Raw genomic sequence first — 13,837 nt, forward strand, 5'->3', positions numbered from 1 at the left:
CAAGGAATCTGACATGAGCATCAATCTCGAACTCCCGAAGAAGCTGCACGTCACCATCGATCAGGCACATCAGGCGGCGGCGGAGATCTTCCGGCCCATTTCGCGCAAATACGATCTGCGCGAACACGATTACCCGGTCGAGCTCGACACCCTGGCCAGCCTGTACGACGGCCTCTCGGAGACCGGGCAGGCCGGCGCGGGCGCCGACGGCGGCCGCAGCCAGCAGAAGAAGGCCAAGCCCAAGGCCGAGGGCCAGGTCGTCAACGGCGGCAACATGCAGTCCGTCGTGAACGTCATGGAGACCTCGTGGGGCGACGTGGGCCTCATGCTGTCCATTCCCTATCAGGGCCTGGGCAACTCGGCGATCGCCGCGGTCGCCACGGACGAGCAGCTCGAGCAGTTCGGCAAGGTGTGGGCCGCAATGGCCATCACCGAACCCAGCTTCGGCTCCGACTCGGCCGCGGTGAGCACCACCGCGACGCTCGACGGCGACGAGTACGTCATCAACGGCGAGAAGATCTTCGTGACCGCCGGCTCGCGTGCCACCCACATCGTCGTGTGGGCGACCGTCGACAAGAGCCTCGGCCGTGCCGCCATCAAGAGCTTCGTGGTCCCGCGTGAGCACCCCGGCGTGGAAGTCGTTCGCCTGGAACACAAGCTGGGTATCCGCGTCTCCGACACCGCGGTCATCCGCTTCGAGAACTGCCGCATCCCCAAGGAGAACCTGCTCGGCTCCCCCGAGGTCGACACCAAGAAGGGGTTCGGCGGGGTCATGCAGACCTTCGACAACACGCGCCCCCTCGTCGCGGGTATGGCCGTCGGTGTCGCGCGTGCGGCACTCGAGGAGCTGCGCCATATCCTCGACGAGGCCGGGGTCGAGGTCGACTACGACCGTCCGGCCGCCGACCAGCACGCCGCGGCCGCCGAGTTCCTGCGCATGGAAGCCGATTTCGAGGCCGCCTACCTGCACACCATGCGCGCCGCGTGGATGGCCGACAACAAGCAGCCGAACTCGACCGAGGCGTCGATGTCGAAGGCCAAGGCCGGACGCACCGTCACCGACATCACCAACAAGGTGGTCGAGCTGACCGGCACCCTCGGCTACTCGGAGCGCCTTCTGGTGGAGAAGTGGGCGCGCGACTCCAAGATCCTGGACATCTTCGAGGGCACCCAGCAGATCCAGAACCTCATCATCGCCCGCCGCGTGCTCAACAAGAGCAGCGCCGAGCTCAAGTGAGCTTCTGAGACAAGCGCATTCGTGCCCCGCGACCTCCCATCGAGGTGCGGGGCCGAATCGGTGTAGCGGCGCGTCTGTCTCAGACCGCCCAGACCAAGGCCAATCCCGCCGCGCACGCCGCCACCGAAGCGAGCAGGGTCACGAGGGCGTACGCGCCGGCGACCAATCGCTGCCTGTTCTCCGCCAGCCGGACGACCTCGAAGCTGGCGGTGCTGAAAGTGGTGTAGCCGCCGCAGAATCCGGTCCCGATGACCGCCTGCAGCTCGTGTGGCGCACCGCGGAAGAGCACGAGTCCGGCGAGTACGCCGAGCAGCGCCGAGCCGCTCACGTTGATGACGAAGGTGCCCCACGGCGTGATGGTCGGCCACTTCCACTTGACCGCGCCGTCGACGACGAAGCGCATCACCGCGCCCAGAGCTCCCGCCACCATGACGGCCAGCGCGATCAACGTCGTGCCCATCGGGTCGCTGATCTCGAGGCGAGCGTGATGCCACCGGCTGCCGCCAGCAGGCCGAGGACGACGCTGACCGCTGCGTACGCAAGTGCCGTCGCGGCCGCCGAGGCTCGGGTCAGTTCCGAGATCTCCAGGGCGAAGGTGCTGTAGGTCGTCAGCGCCCCGCAGATTCCGGTGCCACCGAACAACCTCACCCGCTGTCGCCATCCCTCGTCATGCCCCAACCGGGCAAGCAGTTCCAGCAGCGCACCGAGAATGAAAGCACCGATGATGTTGACCGCGAAGGTCGCCCACGGCCAGTGTCCCTCGACGGTGGGGAACGTCTCCTCCGCCCAGTACCGCACACCCGTACCGATCAGTCCGCCCGCGAACACCCACACCAGGGCGTGCACGCGCAGGTGCAGCGGACGTTCGTCGGGGTCGACGGGGAGTTCGCCGTGCTTGTCCACATGCACGCGACCCAGTCTGCGCTAGGTGACGACCGTGTACAACACGACCAGGTAGACCGGCACCAGGACATCGAAGAAGAAGATCGGTCCGGCATTGCCCGGCTTGAAGTTTCGCCTGGTCACCATCTCCCGCACGTGCCCGACCGCGGCGCCGAGGTAGAACACGGAGAACGCGATGATCGTGGCCAGGGTGAACTCGTCGTCGAACCCCGATGCGATGACACCCAGGACTCCGGTCGCGAGACTCGCGAGCCCGACTTCCCACTGCCACGGCGTCTTCGACGGCCAGCCGATCGACTCCGCGATCGGCTCGCCGAAGAACATGTGTCCGCAGCCGGTCATCCAACCCTGTACGCCGATCATCCACAGCACCGAGTTCTCGAGCAGATCCCGGCCGAGATCACCTCCCGGTGACAGCAGATCGATCACCGTCATGACGATCGTGCCGACGAGCCCGACGAACGGGACGACGGCTATCGCGGTACGGAGGACGCGGTCACGCACAGCGTCGGGCCTCCTCAGCCCTTCAACTGTTCGGCCAGCGCGGTCAGTACATCCGGGTCCTCGATGGTCGACGGCACCGTGTACTCCTCGTGGTCAGCGATCTGGCGCATCGTCTTGCGCAGGATCTTGCCCGACCGCGTCTTGGGCAGAGCGGGAACCACGGTGACGTCACGGAAGGTCGCGACCGCGCCGATCTCGTTGCGCACCTTGGCCACCAGCTCGCTGCGCAGCGTGTCTGCGTCGATGTCGACGCCCGACTTGAGCACCACGTAACCACTGGGACGCTGCCCCTTGAGGTCGTCGTGGATGCCGATGACCGCGCATTCGGCGACGGCCGGATGCGACGCCACCACCGCCTCGATACTTCCGGTCGAAAGTCGGTGTCCGGCAACGTTGATCACGTCGTCGGACCGGCCGAGGACGAACACGTAGCCGTCTTCGTCGATGTATCCGGAGTCGCCGGTCAGGTAGTAGCCGTCGAAGGCCGCCAGGTAGGACTTGCGGTAGCGATCCTCGTCGCGCCACAGGCCGGCGAGCGTGCCCGGAGGGAGCGGCAGCTCGATGACGATGCTGCCCTCTTCGCCGGCGGACACCGGCTTGCCCTCGGCATCGACGACGCCCACCGCATAGCCCGGTACCGGCACGGTGGGCGAACCCGCCTTGATCGGCATCGGTTCCAGGCCGCGGAGATTCGCCGCGATCGCCCAGCCGGTCTCGGTCTGCCACCAATGGTCGACGACCGGGACGCCGAGGGTCTCCGACGCCCAGGTGAACGTGTCGGGGTCGAGTCGCTCGCCTGCGGCGAACAGCGTCTGCAGGGTCGACACGTCGTACTTCGTCAGTTCCGCGGCATTCGGGTCGGCCTTGCGGACGGCGCGGATCGCGGTCGGCGCGGTGAAGAGTGCCTTCACTCCGTGGTCGGCGATGACCCGCCAGAACGCGCCGGCGTCCGGGGTTCCGACCGGCTTGCCCTCGTACATCACGGTCGTCGCACCGACGAGCAGCGGCGCGTAGACGATGTAGGAGTGGCCGACGACCCAGCCGACGTCGGAGGCCGTCCACCACACGTCACCCGCGGAGATGTCATAGATGTTCTTCATCGACCAGGTCAGCGCGACGGCATGGCCCCCGTTGTCGCGGACCACGCCTTTGGGCTTACCGGTCGTGCCGGAGGTGTAGAGGATGTAGAGCGGATCTGTTGCGGCAACCGGTACCGGATCGGCGGCCTGCGCGTCGGCCATCGCCGCATCCCAGTCCACCCAGCCGTCGTGATCGGCCGCGGAACCGGCGATCTCGGGACGGTCCTTGACGATGACCGTCTGCGGCGCATCGGCCGACAGTTCGACCGCCTTGGCCACCATCGGCAGGTACTCGACCGCGCGGCCCGGCTCGAGGCCACCGGACGCGGTGACGATCGCGACCGGTTCGGCGTCGTCGATGCGAGTGGCGAGTTCGGGTGCGGCGAAGCCGCCGAAGACCACCGAGTGCACCGCACCGATCCGCGCGCAGGCCAGCATCGCGATCGCGGCCTCCGGGATCATCGGCATGTAGATGACGACGCGGTCGCCTGCGGTGATGCCACGGGCGGCGAGCACGCCCGCGAAACGCGACACCTCGTCGAGCAGTTCGGCGTAGGTGTAGCGGCGGACCTCGCCGACCATCGCCGAGTCCCAGATGAGTGCGGTGCAGTCCCCCTGACCGGCTGCGACGTGGCGGTCGAGGGCGTTGTACGAGGTGTTCAGCTCCGCGCCGGGAAACCAGCGGTAGAACGGCGCGGCGGAGTCGTCGAGAGCGAGTGCGGGCTCGGTGGTCCAGTCGACGGCTTTGGCGGCCTCGAGCCAAAAGCCTTCGCGGTCGCTGACCGCCTGGGTGAATGCCTCGCTGTACCGGCCCATGGCCATCCTTTCGTCCTCACGCGCATGGCAGGACACCCACACGTGTCACGCCGCCCCTAGAGCGTATCGGTGTGACGCCCGACACCGAATCAGTTCTCGTGACCTGCGCCGACCGGTAGCCCGGACGCGACGAACGGTTGCCCGCGGTGCTCGATCAGATCTGCCGCAACTCCCCCACCGCGTCGGTGACCTGGTCGAGGAAGGACCTGACGGTGTCGAGGTCAGCCGCCGAGAAGCCGTCGGCGACGGCACGAACTCGGTCGATGAGCGGCCCGAAGAACGCCCACCCCATCTCCCGGGCCTGCTCGGTGACGTGCAGCGTGACCCGTCGACGGTCGGATTCGTCGCGTGCTCGCGAGACGAGACCGCGGCCCTCCAGCCGATCGATCAACGCGGTCGTCGACGCGGAGTTGAGCCCGAGGTGACCGGCGAGCCAGCCTGGGGTCGCGACCTCCTCGGCCCTCGAGCGGTCGAGCAGGGCGATGAGGGCACGCACATCGGTGGCGTGCAGGACGTTTCGCGCCGCAAACTCGGACCCGAGCAACTCCAGCTCGACGGTCAGGGACCGCAGGCGGTGGACCAGGTCGTCGTTTGCCACGCAATCACTTTACGACATTCGCTCGATAATCTAATCTCTCGATCATCGAGATACATGGTCATCGGAGGCACGCATGGCACGACCGTCACTGCAGGAATTCGCCGACTCCCCCGACGGCGCTGGGTTCTTCGCCGCCTACGACGCACTCATCGCCCGCGGAGGCGCTCGCCCGATCGACATCGAGACCGGTTACGGAGTGACTCGCGTCAACAGCTACGGCACCGCATCGGACGCGCCGATCGTCCTGCTCCCGGGCGGCGGCGGCACGTCCGCGTCGTATGTGAACGTGGCCGGACGTCTCGCGGAGAGGCGCCGGGTTCATGCGGTCGACATCATCGGCGACGCCGGCCGCTCTCGCCCAGGACCCGGCCGGCCACGCACCGCCGACGAACTGATGGCCTGGCTGGACGCGACGCTAGACGACCTCGGACTCGAAACCGTTGACCTGGTCGGCCATTCATACGGCGCGATGATCGCCCTGGCCTACGCGACCGGCATCAACCACGAGCGGGTGCGGCGACTCGTCCTCCTCGACCCGACTACGTGCTTCGCGGGCCTGCGGTTGGGCTACCTCACCCACGCGTTGCCGACGCTCCTCGCCCCGAACCCGGAGCGGCAGCGCCGATTCCTGTCGTGGGAGACCCGCGACGCCACCCTCGACCGCACGTGGATCGAGATGTACTGGGCCGGAGCACGCTTCCCCACCGGCCGGACAATCGTCCCCAAACGCCCTTCATCAGAAGCGCTCTCGAGGTTGGCCGGCGGCAAGAACGTCACCGCGGTGTTCGCACCACACAGCAGGGCACATGACTCGGCCCGCGTCTCTGCTCGGGTTCGGCAGTACTTACCCGATGCGCGGACCGTGATGCTGCCCAGCGGAACTCATCACACGCTGCCGCTCGAGCCCGCGGACGAGATCATGACCGCGCTGCTCGACGCGGTCGAACCTGCGGAGGAGTGTGTCGAAGGGAATCAGTACAGGATCTTGCGGTCTCCACCACCAGGATCGGATGCCCGACGATCTCCCTGAGACGTGCCTCATCGGTGATGCGCATGTGCACATACTCCCAAGCGTTCAGCGGGAGGCAAGGCCGCGTTGCGGAACGGTCCATCCCGGTGTCCAGCGGAGGGTGCGGAGCGATGCCTCCCGGGTCGTGAACCGGCGACGGTGATGCCGTGTCCCATCGGTGACGACGAGATCCACCTCGGCATCGAGGTGCCGGGCGAGGGACCTCGCCGTCCACCCGGGCCGACGACCGGAGGTACCGAGCACGACCGCCCCGGCGCCGAAGCGCTCGACAGCCCGCTGCATCACCGCGACCGGGTCGCCGAGGTCGGTGGCCGTCACCACCGATCGCGCGCCGAGCCAGATCGCGAGTTCACGCGCGGTCCGCAGCTGCTCGGCGACCGTGGCCTGCCCGCTCAGCAGGTAGGACTCGTCCTTGAGTGCATCGTGAAGTCCGGTCGGGGCCTCGTCTCGCCGGCTGCGTCGTGTCGCGCAGACCAGAATCACGTCGGACGTCCCTCCGGTCGCGCGCACGGCGGTCTTGATGGCCCGACGCGACGCCTCGCTTCCGGAGACGCCGACGACCACCGGGCGTCCCGCGGACAGTCCGTGTAGTTCCGGAACAGCGGGTGACGCGACCCATTGCGGGCCGTTGGGTCCGGGGAGCAGCATCATCGTCTCGTCCTCTCGCCAGTGATGTAAACGTGCTGCTCACAACGCTATGGAGGCGAAGACCCCGAATCGCCATGCTGTGGGATGAACTGACATCCACCCGTGGGTGGAGGTCGGAATCCATCGGTGGGAGGAAGCGGGCGCGGGCTGCGGACCTATTCTGGAACGGTGACGAGCTTCACAGCAGACCTCGGAGCCGAACTGCGGCGTCGGGTCGAACGCGCCGGCGGAGACTATCCCCCGCTGTACCCCGCGGTGATCCTGTCGGCGAGCGTGGTCGTCACGGCGGTCGCGGTGGCGCAGCGATACCCGTTCGATCATCTCGGCTGGGTGATCGCGGGACTCGTGCTCGCATGCCTGACACTCGTCCTCGATCTCAGCGTGCCGCCGTCGACGTACGTCTGCTTCACCGTGCTGGCGAGCACTCTGTGTTTCCTGATGGCCCCGGTACCCAACGATGCCGCGCCCCTGCAGTTGACCCTCACGGCGGCCATCGGTGCCGCGATGTACTCACTGCGCACCGGAATCCGCGTCGCGGTCGTGTGCGTCGCGTTGGTCGTGGCGTTCGGAATTTTCGGTGGCCTCGAGTCCCCCGCGTTGTACGCGCTCGGCGTCGCCTGCGGTTGGCTGATCGGATACATGGTCCTGATCCAGAAACGTCTGTCCGACAACCGCGCCCGGGTCCTGCGTGAGCGTGCCGATCGCGCCGCCAGCGACGAACGCCGCCGCATCGCGCGCGAGATCCACGACGTCATCGCGCACTCGCTGTCGATCACCATGCTCAACGTCACCGGCGCGCGGCGCGCACTGGAACAGGATCGCGACGTCGACGATGCGATCGACGCCCTGACCGACGCCGAACGCCAGGGCCGGCAGGCCATGTCCGAGATCCGGAACATCGTGCACGTGCTCGGCGCGAACGAGACACAGCCGCCCACGACTCCGCCCAGCGATCGCGATCTCGCCGCGCTGATCGACGACTACCGGAAGGCGGGCATCCACGTCTCCCACCGCGTGGACGGCGACCTCGCCGCGCTCCCCGATCCGGTCTCCGCTGCCCTGTACCGGATCACGCAGGAGTCCCTCGCCAACGTCGTCAAACACTCGACCGCCAACCGGGCCACGGTGAGCGTCACTGTGGGCGACTCGGTCGAGATCACCATCGAGAACCCACACTTCGGCGGACGGGCGAGAGATCGCGACGGCGCCGGGATCGACGGCATGACGCAACGGGCCGCCTTGCTCGGCGGCACCTTCGAGACCTGCCACGACAACGGGACCTGGACCGTACGGGCCACGCTCCCGGCCCGGGTCATGACCGACGGGATCGGCGTATGACCTCCACCGGTCCCACCGACATCGGCACCGACCCGATCCGAGTCCTCCTGGTCGACGACCAGGAACTGGTCCGCACCGGACTCCGACGCATACTCCGCCCTCGGGACGGTTTCGACATCGTCGGCGAATGTGCCGACGGCTCAGAGGTTCTCGCGGCGGTAGCCGAACACCGACCGGACATCGTGGTGATGGATCTGCGCATGCGGAACATCGACGGCATCACCGCCACGACGATGTTGCGGACACTCCGCGAACCCCCGCCGGTGCTCGTACTGACCACCTTCGACGACGACGATTTGCTGTCCGGCGCACTGCGTGCCGGCGCCGCGGGTTTCATCCTGAAGGACTCGTCGGCAGAGGCCCTGATCTGGGCGGTCCGGGCCGTGGTCCGCGACGGCGCCTTCCTTGATCCCGCCGTCACCGAACGTGTCCTGAACGGTTTCCGACGCGCCGGGCGTGAGCAGACCTCGATCGCACCGGATCTGACCGACCGCGAGACCGACGTCCTGCGTCTGATCGCCCGCGGCCTGACGAACGGCGAAATCGGTTCGGCACTGGGCATTTCGCAGGTGACGGTGAAGACTCACGTGAACCACATCTTCACCAAGCTCGACCTGCGGGACCGCGCCGCGGCGATCGTCTACGCCTACGACCGGGGACTCGTCCTGGCCGAGTACGACTGACCGGGAGCCACTGGAATCCGCCCCTCAAACGCACCCTCAGCAGGGCTGTCGACGACGACATGTCCGCGGTGACGCTCCAGGTGTGTTGATCTCAGGAGCGGTTTGCAGGGCAGTTCTCAGCCGGCCAGGCGCACCTCGACGCCGTCTGCGAAGCGGTACGGTCCCGCCATCAGCAGACCGCCGAAACGCTTGCGCAGCCGGGACATCTCGGCGCGGACGGTCACCGTCCGATCGTCGACGCCGAAGAGGTGCGCCGACATCTGCGCAGCGGTCACCCCGCTACGGTGCCGCGCGAGAAAGGTGAGTATCTCACCGTGCCGGGGCGAACACCGATGGGTCCAGCCGCCACTGGCTCCCTCGACCGAGACCTCGACACACTCACCTCCGGAAGCGGCGACAACCGTTCGCATCGAGACCCGCGTCGTCGACGCATCCGCGGCATCGGCGACGCGCACGAGCCAGCCGCCCGGTAACGCTTCCACATCGCATTCGCCGAGTGCACCGAAGAAGGACCGGCCAGGTCCGACACCGCGCGGCAACAACAGCCGCGATCGTGGGGACACCGCATCGACAGCCGCCACCCAGCCGTCCACGTCGACGGCCAACGCCGGCCCCGGCGAGCGGGCGAGAATCGGCGCTGCGACCGCCCGGAGGCAATCGAGCCGTCGGTGATGCTGTTCCCGCAGCTGCGACTCGGCCAACCGCGCGACGGCATGTACGAGCGCCAGGGTGGTCGGGTGGATCGTTGCCGCCGGACCGCTGACGTCGACGACGCCGAGCACGTCTCCGGTCCGCGGGTCCTTGATCGGAGCTCCGGTGCACGTCCAGGAGTGGTGGCTGCGGACGAAGTGCTCGGCGGAGAACACCTGGATGGACTTGCCGGACATCAGTGCGGTGCCGATCGCATTCGTGCCCACCGAACCCTCTGCCCAGTCGGCGCCCTCGATGAACCCCAGCTGATCGGCACGACTGAGCACCCTCGACGACCCGCTGCGCCACAGCACGTGACCTCGTGCATCGGCGATGACCAGGATGTTGTCCCCGTCCGCGATCAACGAGTCCAGATTGCGTGCGAGTTCATCGACGACCTCGATCAGTCCCGACTGGCGTCGCCGCTCCTCGAGTTCTTCGAAGTCCAGGCCCCGCTCGACCGCGGTGTCGGCGTCCGGAGAGAGGCCTGCCCTGCGAAGCCGCTGCCACGAGTCGTCGATGACGGCCCGCGGACGTGCCGGCATCCGCCCACCCGACATAGCGGCGTCGTGGACGGCGCTGAGGACGTGGGCGAACTCCCGCGGATCGTCGCCGGCCTGTACGGCAGGCTCCAGATCGGAGACGTGGTCGGAAATCGTCATTACCAAGATTGTGCGTCACATCACAGAAGCGATGCAACGAGGGGACGGGTCGCAACGGACTGCAACCCTTGCCGGCGCGGGCACCCGAGGCGTCTGCTGTCCTCAGCAAGATTGTGGCCCGCGTCACTATCGGCGCCACCCCGAACTGTTTGAGGAGAGACGATGACCCAGACGATGGAGCCGGTTGTCAGCACCGGCCGCACCCCACAGCAGCGTGTCGACGCGTGGCTGCAGGAGTTCGTGAGGGGGACCCATTCGATGGTCCAGTCGCTATGCGGCTTGAGGTTGGTGGGTCGTGGTCCACTGTAGGGCGAACTCGGCGGGGGTGAGTCCGTGGTGGGCCGAATGGGGTCGGTTGGCGTTGTAGTCGATCCTCCAGTCTTCGATGATGACCCGGGCTTCGCGCAGGGAGTCAAAGCGCCAGGAGTTGAGCAGCTCGTCGCGCAGGCGGCCGTTGAACGATTCGATCCAGGCGTTCTGCCACGGGGAGCCGGGGTCGATGAATAGTGATCCGGTGCCGTTGAATCGGCACCAGTCGTTGACGGCGTGAGCGACGAATTCCGGTCCGTTGTCGAACCGCACGTAGCACGGTGGACCATGTATCAGGGCCAGGCGGTCGAGAACGTCAACCACGCCATCGGCGTTGATGACGCGGTCGACGTGGATCGCCAGGGCTTCGCGGGTGAACTCGTCGATCACGTTGAGCATTTTGATGGTTCGGCCGTCGGCGGTGGTGTCGAATTGGAAGTCCATCGCCCAGATCACGTTCGGCCGGATTGGGCACATCGCCCCAACCGCGGTCCCGATTCCGGTGAGCCGTTTCTTCCTGCGGCGCTGGGGAACTCGCAGCCCCTCCTCGCGCCACAGGCGGCGGATGCGTTTGTTGTTGACCGTGAAGCCCGCTTTGCGCGCGGCGATCGCGGCGCGTCGCCAGCCCCAGCGGGGCCGGTCGGTGGAAAACCCACGTAGCCAGGACCGCAGCTCGGCTTCCTCCGCGGTGATCGGCGCTGGGTGCAGTCGCATCGTGGAGCGGTGGATGCCCACCACAGCACATGCTCGCCGCTCAGATACCCCGAACCGCTCACGCAGCATCGTCACGGCGCTGCGCTTGCGGTTCGGGGTCAGAAGTTTCCCGACGAAATCTCCTTGAGCATGTCGATATCGAGGGCCTGGTTGGCGACCAACTTCTTGAGCCGAGCGTTCTCAGCTTCGAGTTCTTTGAGGCGTTTGACGTCATTGGCCTTCATGCCCCCGTACTGGGCCACCCAGCGATGCCAGGTCGACTCTGTGACCTCCAGATGCCGGCACACCTCAGCCAACTCCTGCCCGGTCCCGAGGAGCTTGTTGCCCTCGGCCAGCTTGCGGATGATCTGATCCGGCGTATGCCGCCGGCGCTTGCTACCTGCCATGTCGTCGTCGATTCTTCCTGCCCAAACACTCGGGCAACAGAGTCGCACAACAACTGGACCACTACGAAGGGCCCACCTCATTCGAAGCTGCGCTGGCCGCGCTGGATGTCGGGCGTGCGACGAGTGCGTTCCTCACCGACAGCTACTGGCGCGATCTCACGGCATTCACCTGGAACATCAAGACGGTCGAGGGCCACGAGCAGATCAGCGACATGCTGACCGCACGCCTGGCCGACACCCGGCCGGCGGGCTTCGCGACGACCGAGGACGCCACCGATGACGGTGACGGCGTGGCGTCGGCCTTCCTCTCGTTCGAGACCGCCGTCGGACGCTGCGAGGGCCATGTACGCATCCGTCCGGACGCCGACGGCGTCGACCGCGCCTGGACGCTCCTCACGACCATGCAGGAGTTGAAGGGTTACGAGGAGAGCCGCGGTCCGACCCGCGTGCTCGGTGCCGTGCACGGTTCCGATCCGGACACCCGATCGTGGGCGGAGAAGAAGGCCGACGAGGAGCGCGAGCTCGGGCGGACTGCCCAGCCCTATGTCCTCGTGATCGGCGGCGGACAGGGCGGCATCGCGCTCGGGGCACGCCTTCGACAGCTCGGGGTGCCGTCGGTCGTCGTGGACCGTCACGACCGGCCCGGCGACCAGTGGCGTAAGCGTTACAAGTCCCTCTGCCTGCACGACCCGGTCTGGTACGACCACCTCCCTTATCTCCCCTTCCCCGAGAACTGGCCGGTGTTCGCACCCAAGGACAAGATCGGCGACTGGCTCGAGTTCTACACCAAGGTCATGGAGGTGCCCTACTGGAGCAAGACCACCTGCCTGTCGGCGAACTACGACGAGGACCAGGAACGCTGGACGGTCGAACTCGATCGCGACGGCGAACGCCTCACGCTCCACCCGACGCAGCTCGTACTCGCGACGGGCATGTCCGGTAAGCCCTCGATCCCCACGGTGCCGGGTCAGGACATCTTCGCCGGCGAGCAGCATCACTCCAGCCGGCACCCGGGTCCCGACGCCTACGCCGGCAAGAAGGTCGTCGTGATCGGGTCGAACAACTCGGCTCACGACATCTGCAAAGCCCTCGTCGACAACGGCGTCGACGCCACGATGGTGCAGCGCTCGTCGACGCATATCGTGAAGTCCGATTCGCTGCGGTCGATCGCCCTCGGCGGCCTATACAGCGAGGAGGCCGTCGCCTCCGGCATGACCACCAAGAAGGCCGACCTGACCTTCGCGTCGCTGCCCTACCGGATCATGCACGCGTTCCAGGTGCCGGTCTACAACCAGATCCGCGAGCAGGACAAGGAGTTCTACGACCGTCTCGAGGCGGCCGGCTTCAGACTCGACTTCGGTGACGACGACTCGGGCCTGTTCATGAAGTACCTACGACGCGGCTCGGGTTACTACATCGACGTCGGCGCCAGCGAGCTCATCGCCAACGGGACCATCAAGCTGGTTCAGGGACAGCTCGATCACCTCACCGAGAACTCCGTCGTGCTCGCCGACGGCACCGAGCTCGAGGCCGATGTCGTGGTCTACGCAACGGGGTTCGGATCGATGAACGGCTGGGCCGCTGACCTGATGGGACAGGACGTCGCCGACCGCGTCGGCAAGGTGTGGGGACTGGGATCGGACACCACGAAGGATCCCGGCCCGTGGGAGGGCGAGCAGCGCAACATGTGGAAGCCGACGCAGCAGCCTGGCCTCTGGTTCCACGGCGGCAACCTGCATCAGTCCCGGCACTACTCCCTCTACCTGGCACTCCAGCTGAAGGCTCGGTACGAGGGTCTCGACACTCCGGTCTACGGACTGGCCGAAGTGCATCACCTCAGCTGAGTACCTGAAGACGAGTAATGCCCCGTGACGAGGAGATCGCGGGGCATTCTCATGTCTGTGGCCCGAGCCGGCCGCACACCCACCCTTTTTCCGTACTTCCACCACCCGGTCAGGGGGTGGAAGTACGGAAAACCGGTGGGTTTCCTCTATCAGCGACAGCCCCGGAAATGCATTGTGGCCCTACACGAATGATGTCGTGTAGGGCCACAATGGGATGTTGTGTTCGGCGGTGTCCTACTCTCCCACACTGATTAAGGTGCAGTACCATTGGCGCTGGAGGGCTTAGCTTCCGGGTTCGGAATGGGGCCGGGCGTTTCCCCTCCGCTATGGCCGCCGTAACTTTATGAAACAATCCACAACGGTTTGTTTGTTTGTTGTGTGTTGTCTCAGAAGATG

General features: G+C 66.7%; 13 protein-coding genes and 1 rRNA gene. 5 read left to right on the forward strand and 9 right to left on the reverse strand.

The annotated features are described in order from the left end of the window. The first annotated feature begins 13 nt into the window (after positions 1-13). Positions 14-1,237, forward strand: a complete 1,224-nt coding sequence (locus tag GKZ92_RS16975; protein ID WP_006357502.1) for an acyl-CoA dehydrogenase family protein — start codon at positions 14-16, stop codon at positions 1,235-1,237. A gap of 79 nt (positions 1,238-1,316) precedes the next feature. On the opposite strand, the gene GKZ92_RS16980 is transcribed toward GKZ92_RS16975, so the two are convergent. From GKZ92_RS16980 to GKZ92_RS17000, 5 genes are all read right to left on the reverse strand, one after another. Beyond that, positions 1,317-1,697 (reverse strand): fluoride efflux transporter FluC, encoded by a 381-nt coding sequence (locus GKZ92_RS16980; protein WP_006357501.1) that lies wholly within the window; start codon positions 1,695-1,697, stop codon positions 1,317-1,319. Beyond that, positions 1,682-2,146 (reverse strand): fluoride efflux transporter CrcB, encoded by a 465-nt coding sequence (crcB, locus tag GKZ92_RS16985; RefSeq protein WP_006357500.1) that lies wholly within the window; start codon positions 2,144-2,146, stop codon positions 1,682-1,684. The genes GKZ92_RS16980 and crcB overlap by 16 nt, the downstream gene beginning before the upstream one ends. Before the next feature lie 15 nt (positions 2,147-2,161). Then, complete coding sequence (locus GKZ92_RS16990) at positions 2,162-2,644, reverse strand: DUF6790 family protein (protein WP_006357499.1); 483 nt, start codon at positions 2,642-2,644, stop codon at positions 2,162-2,164. A gap of 14 nt (positions 2,645-2,658) precedes the next feature. Further along, the gene (locus GKZ92_RS16995; RefSeq protein ID WP_040003984.1) at positions 2,659-4,539 is read right to left on the reverse strand and encodes a propionyl-CoA synthetase; all 1,881 of its coding nucleotides are present in this window, start codon (positions 4,537-4,539) and stop codon (positions 2,659-2,661) included. Between the two features lie 154 nt (positions 4,540-4,693). Continuing rightward, positions 4,694-5,137: a MarR family winged helix-turn-helix transcriptional regulator gene (locus GKZ92_RS17000; RefSeq protein WP_006357497.1), complete on the reverse strand. Its 444-nt coding sequence runs from the start codon at positions 5,135-5,137 to the stop codon at positions 4,694-4,696. Between the two features lie 73 nt (positions 5,138-5,210). Here GKZ92_RS17000 and GKZ92_RS17005 point away from each other — a divergent pair, with 73 nt between their 5' ends. After that, positions 5,211-6,167: an alpha/beta fold hydrolase gene (locus GKZ92_RS17005; RefSeq protein WP_006357496.1), complete on the forward strand. Its 957-nt coding sequence runs from the start codon at positions 5,211-5,213 to the stop codon at positions 6,165-6,167. Between the two features lie 45 nt (positions 6,168-6,212). Here GKZ92_RS17005 and GKZ92_RS17010 read toward each other — a convergent pair whose 3' ends face one another. Beyond that, on the reverse strand, positions 6,213-6,818 hold the full coding sequence (locus GKZ92_RS17010) for a universal stress protein (RefSeq protein ID WP_006357495.1): 606 nt from the start codon (positions 6,816-6,818) through the stop codon (positions 6,213-6,215). A 165-nt stretch (positions 6,819-6,983) separates the two neighbouring features. On the opposite strand from GKZ92_RS17010, the gene GKZ92_RS17015 reads away from it, so the two are divergent. Together GKZ92_RS17015 and GKZ92_RS17020 are read left to right on the forward strand one after the other, a co-directional pair. Continuing rightward, positions 6,984-8,153, forward strand: a complete 1,170-nt coding sequence (locus GKZ92_RS17015; protein ID WP_035750978.1) for a sensor histidine kinase — start codon at positions 6,984-6,986, stop codon at positions 8,151-8,153. Continuing rightward, on the forward strand, positions 8,150-8,836 hold the full coding sequence (locus tag GKZ92_RS17020) for a response regulator (RefSeq protein WP_006357493.1): 687 nt from the start codon (positions 8,150-8,152) through the stop codon (positions 8,834-8,836). The genes GKZ92_RS17015 and GKZ92_RS17020 overlap by 4 nt, the downstream gene beginning before the upstream one ends. 116 nt (positions 8,837-8,952) lie before the next feature. On the opposite strand, the gene GKZ92_RS17025 is transcribed toward GKZ92_RS17020, so the two are convergent. Both GKZ92_RS17025 and GKZ92_RS17030 read right to left on the reverse strand, forming a co-directional pair. Beyond that, the gene (locus GKZ92_RS17025) at positions 8,953-10,188 is read right to left on the reverse strand and encodes a helix-turn-helix domain-containing protein (protein ID WP_006357492.1); all 1,236 of its coding nucleotides are present in this window, start codon (positions 10,186-10,188) and stop codon (positions 8,953-8,955) included. 270 nt (positions 10,189-10,458) lie between these two features. Continuing rightward, positions 10,459-11,597, reverse strand: a protein-coding gene (locus GKZ92_RS17030; RefSeq protein WP_085948638.1) for an IS3 family transposase whose coding sequence is annotated in 2 segments (ribosomal slippage) — positions 10,459-11,327 and positions 11,327-11,597 — 1,140 coding nt in all. Because the reading frame shifts where the segments join, the coding sequence is not laid out codon by codon here. Between the two features lie 53 nt (positions 11,598-11,650). Between GKZ92_RS17030 and GKZ92_RS17035 the strand changes: the two genes are divergently transcribed. Next, positions 11,651-13,441, forward strand: a complete 1,791-nt coding sequence (locus GKZ92_RS17035) for a flavin-containing monooxygenase (RefSeq protein WP_230461968.1) — start codon at positions 11,651-11,653, stop codon at positions 13,439-13,441. A gap of 221 nt (positions 13,442-13,662) precedes the next feature. Here GKZ92_RS17035 and rrf read toward each other — a convergent pair. Then, a 5S ribosomal RNA gene (gene rrf / locus GKZ92_RS17040) occupies positions 13,663-13,779 on the reverse strand. Positions 13,780-13,837: the final 58 nt, after the last annotated feature.

This window comes from Gordonia sp. 135, assembly GCF_009720185.1.
Taxonomy (GTDB): Bacteria; Actinomycetota; Actinomycetes; order Mycobacteriales; family Mycobacteriaceae; genus Gordonia; species Gordonia alkanivorans.

What these genes read in the sequence shown, in the direction of transcription:
- GKZ92_RS16975 (WP_006357502.1), top strand. Translation starts at nt 14, where the DNA reads ATGAGCATCAATCTCGAACTCCCGAAGAAGCTGCACGTCACCATCGAT.
- GKZ92_RS16995 (WP_040003984.1), bottom strand. Translation starts at nt 4,539, where the DNA reads ATGGGCCGGTACAGCGAGGCATTCACCCAGGCGGTCAGCGACCGCGAA.
- GKZ92_RS17020 (WP_006357493.1), top strand. Translation starts at nt 8,150, where the DNA reads ATGACCTCCACCGGTCCCACCGACATCGGCACCGACCCGATCCGAGTC.
- GKZ92_RS17005 (WP_006357496.1), top strand. Translation starts at nt 5,211, where the DNA reads ATGGCACGACCGTCACTGCAGGAATTCGCCGACTCCCCCGACGGCGCT.
- GKZ92_RS17010 (WP_006357495.1), bottom strand. Translation starts at nt 6,818, where the DNA reads ATGATGCTGCTCCCCGGACCCAACGGCCCGCAATGGGTCGCGTCACCC.
- GKZ92_RS16980 (WP_006357501.1), bottom strand. Translation starts at nt 1,697, where the DNA reads ATGGGCACGACGTTGATCGCGCTGGCCGTCATGGTGGCGGGAGCTCTG.
- GKZ92_RS17025 (WP_006357492.1), bottom strand. Translation starts at nt 10,188, where the DNA reads ATGACGATTTCCGACCACGTCTCCGATCTGGAGCCTGCCGTACAGGCC.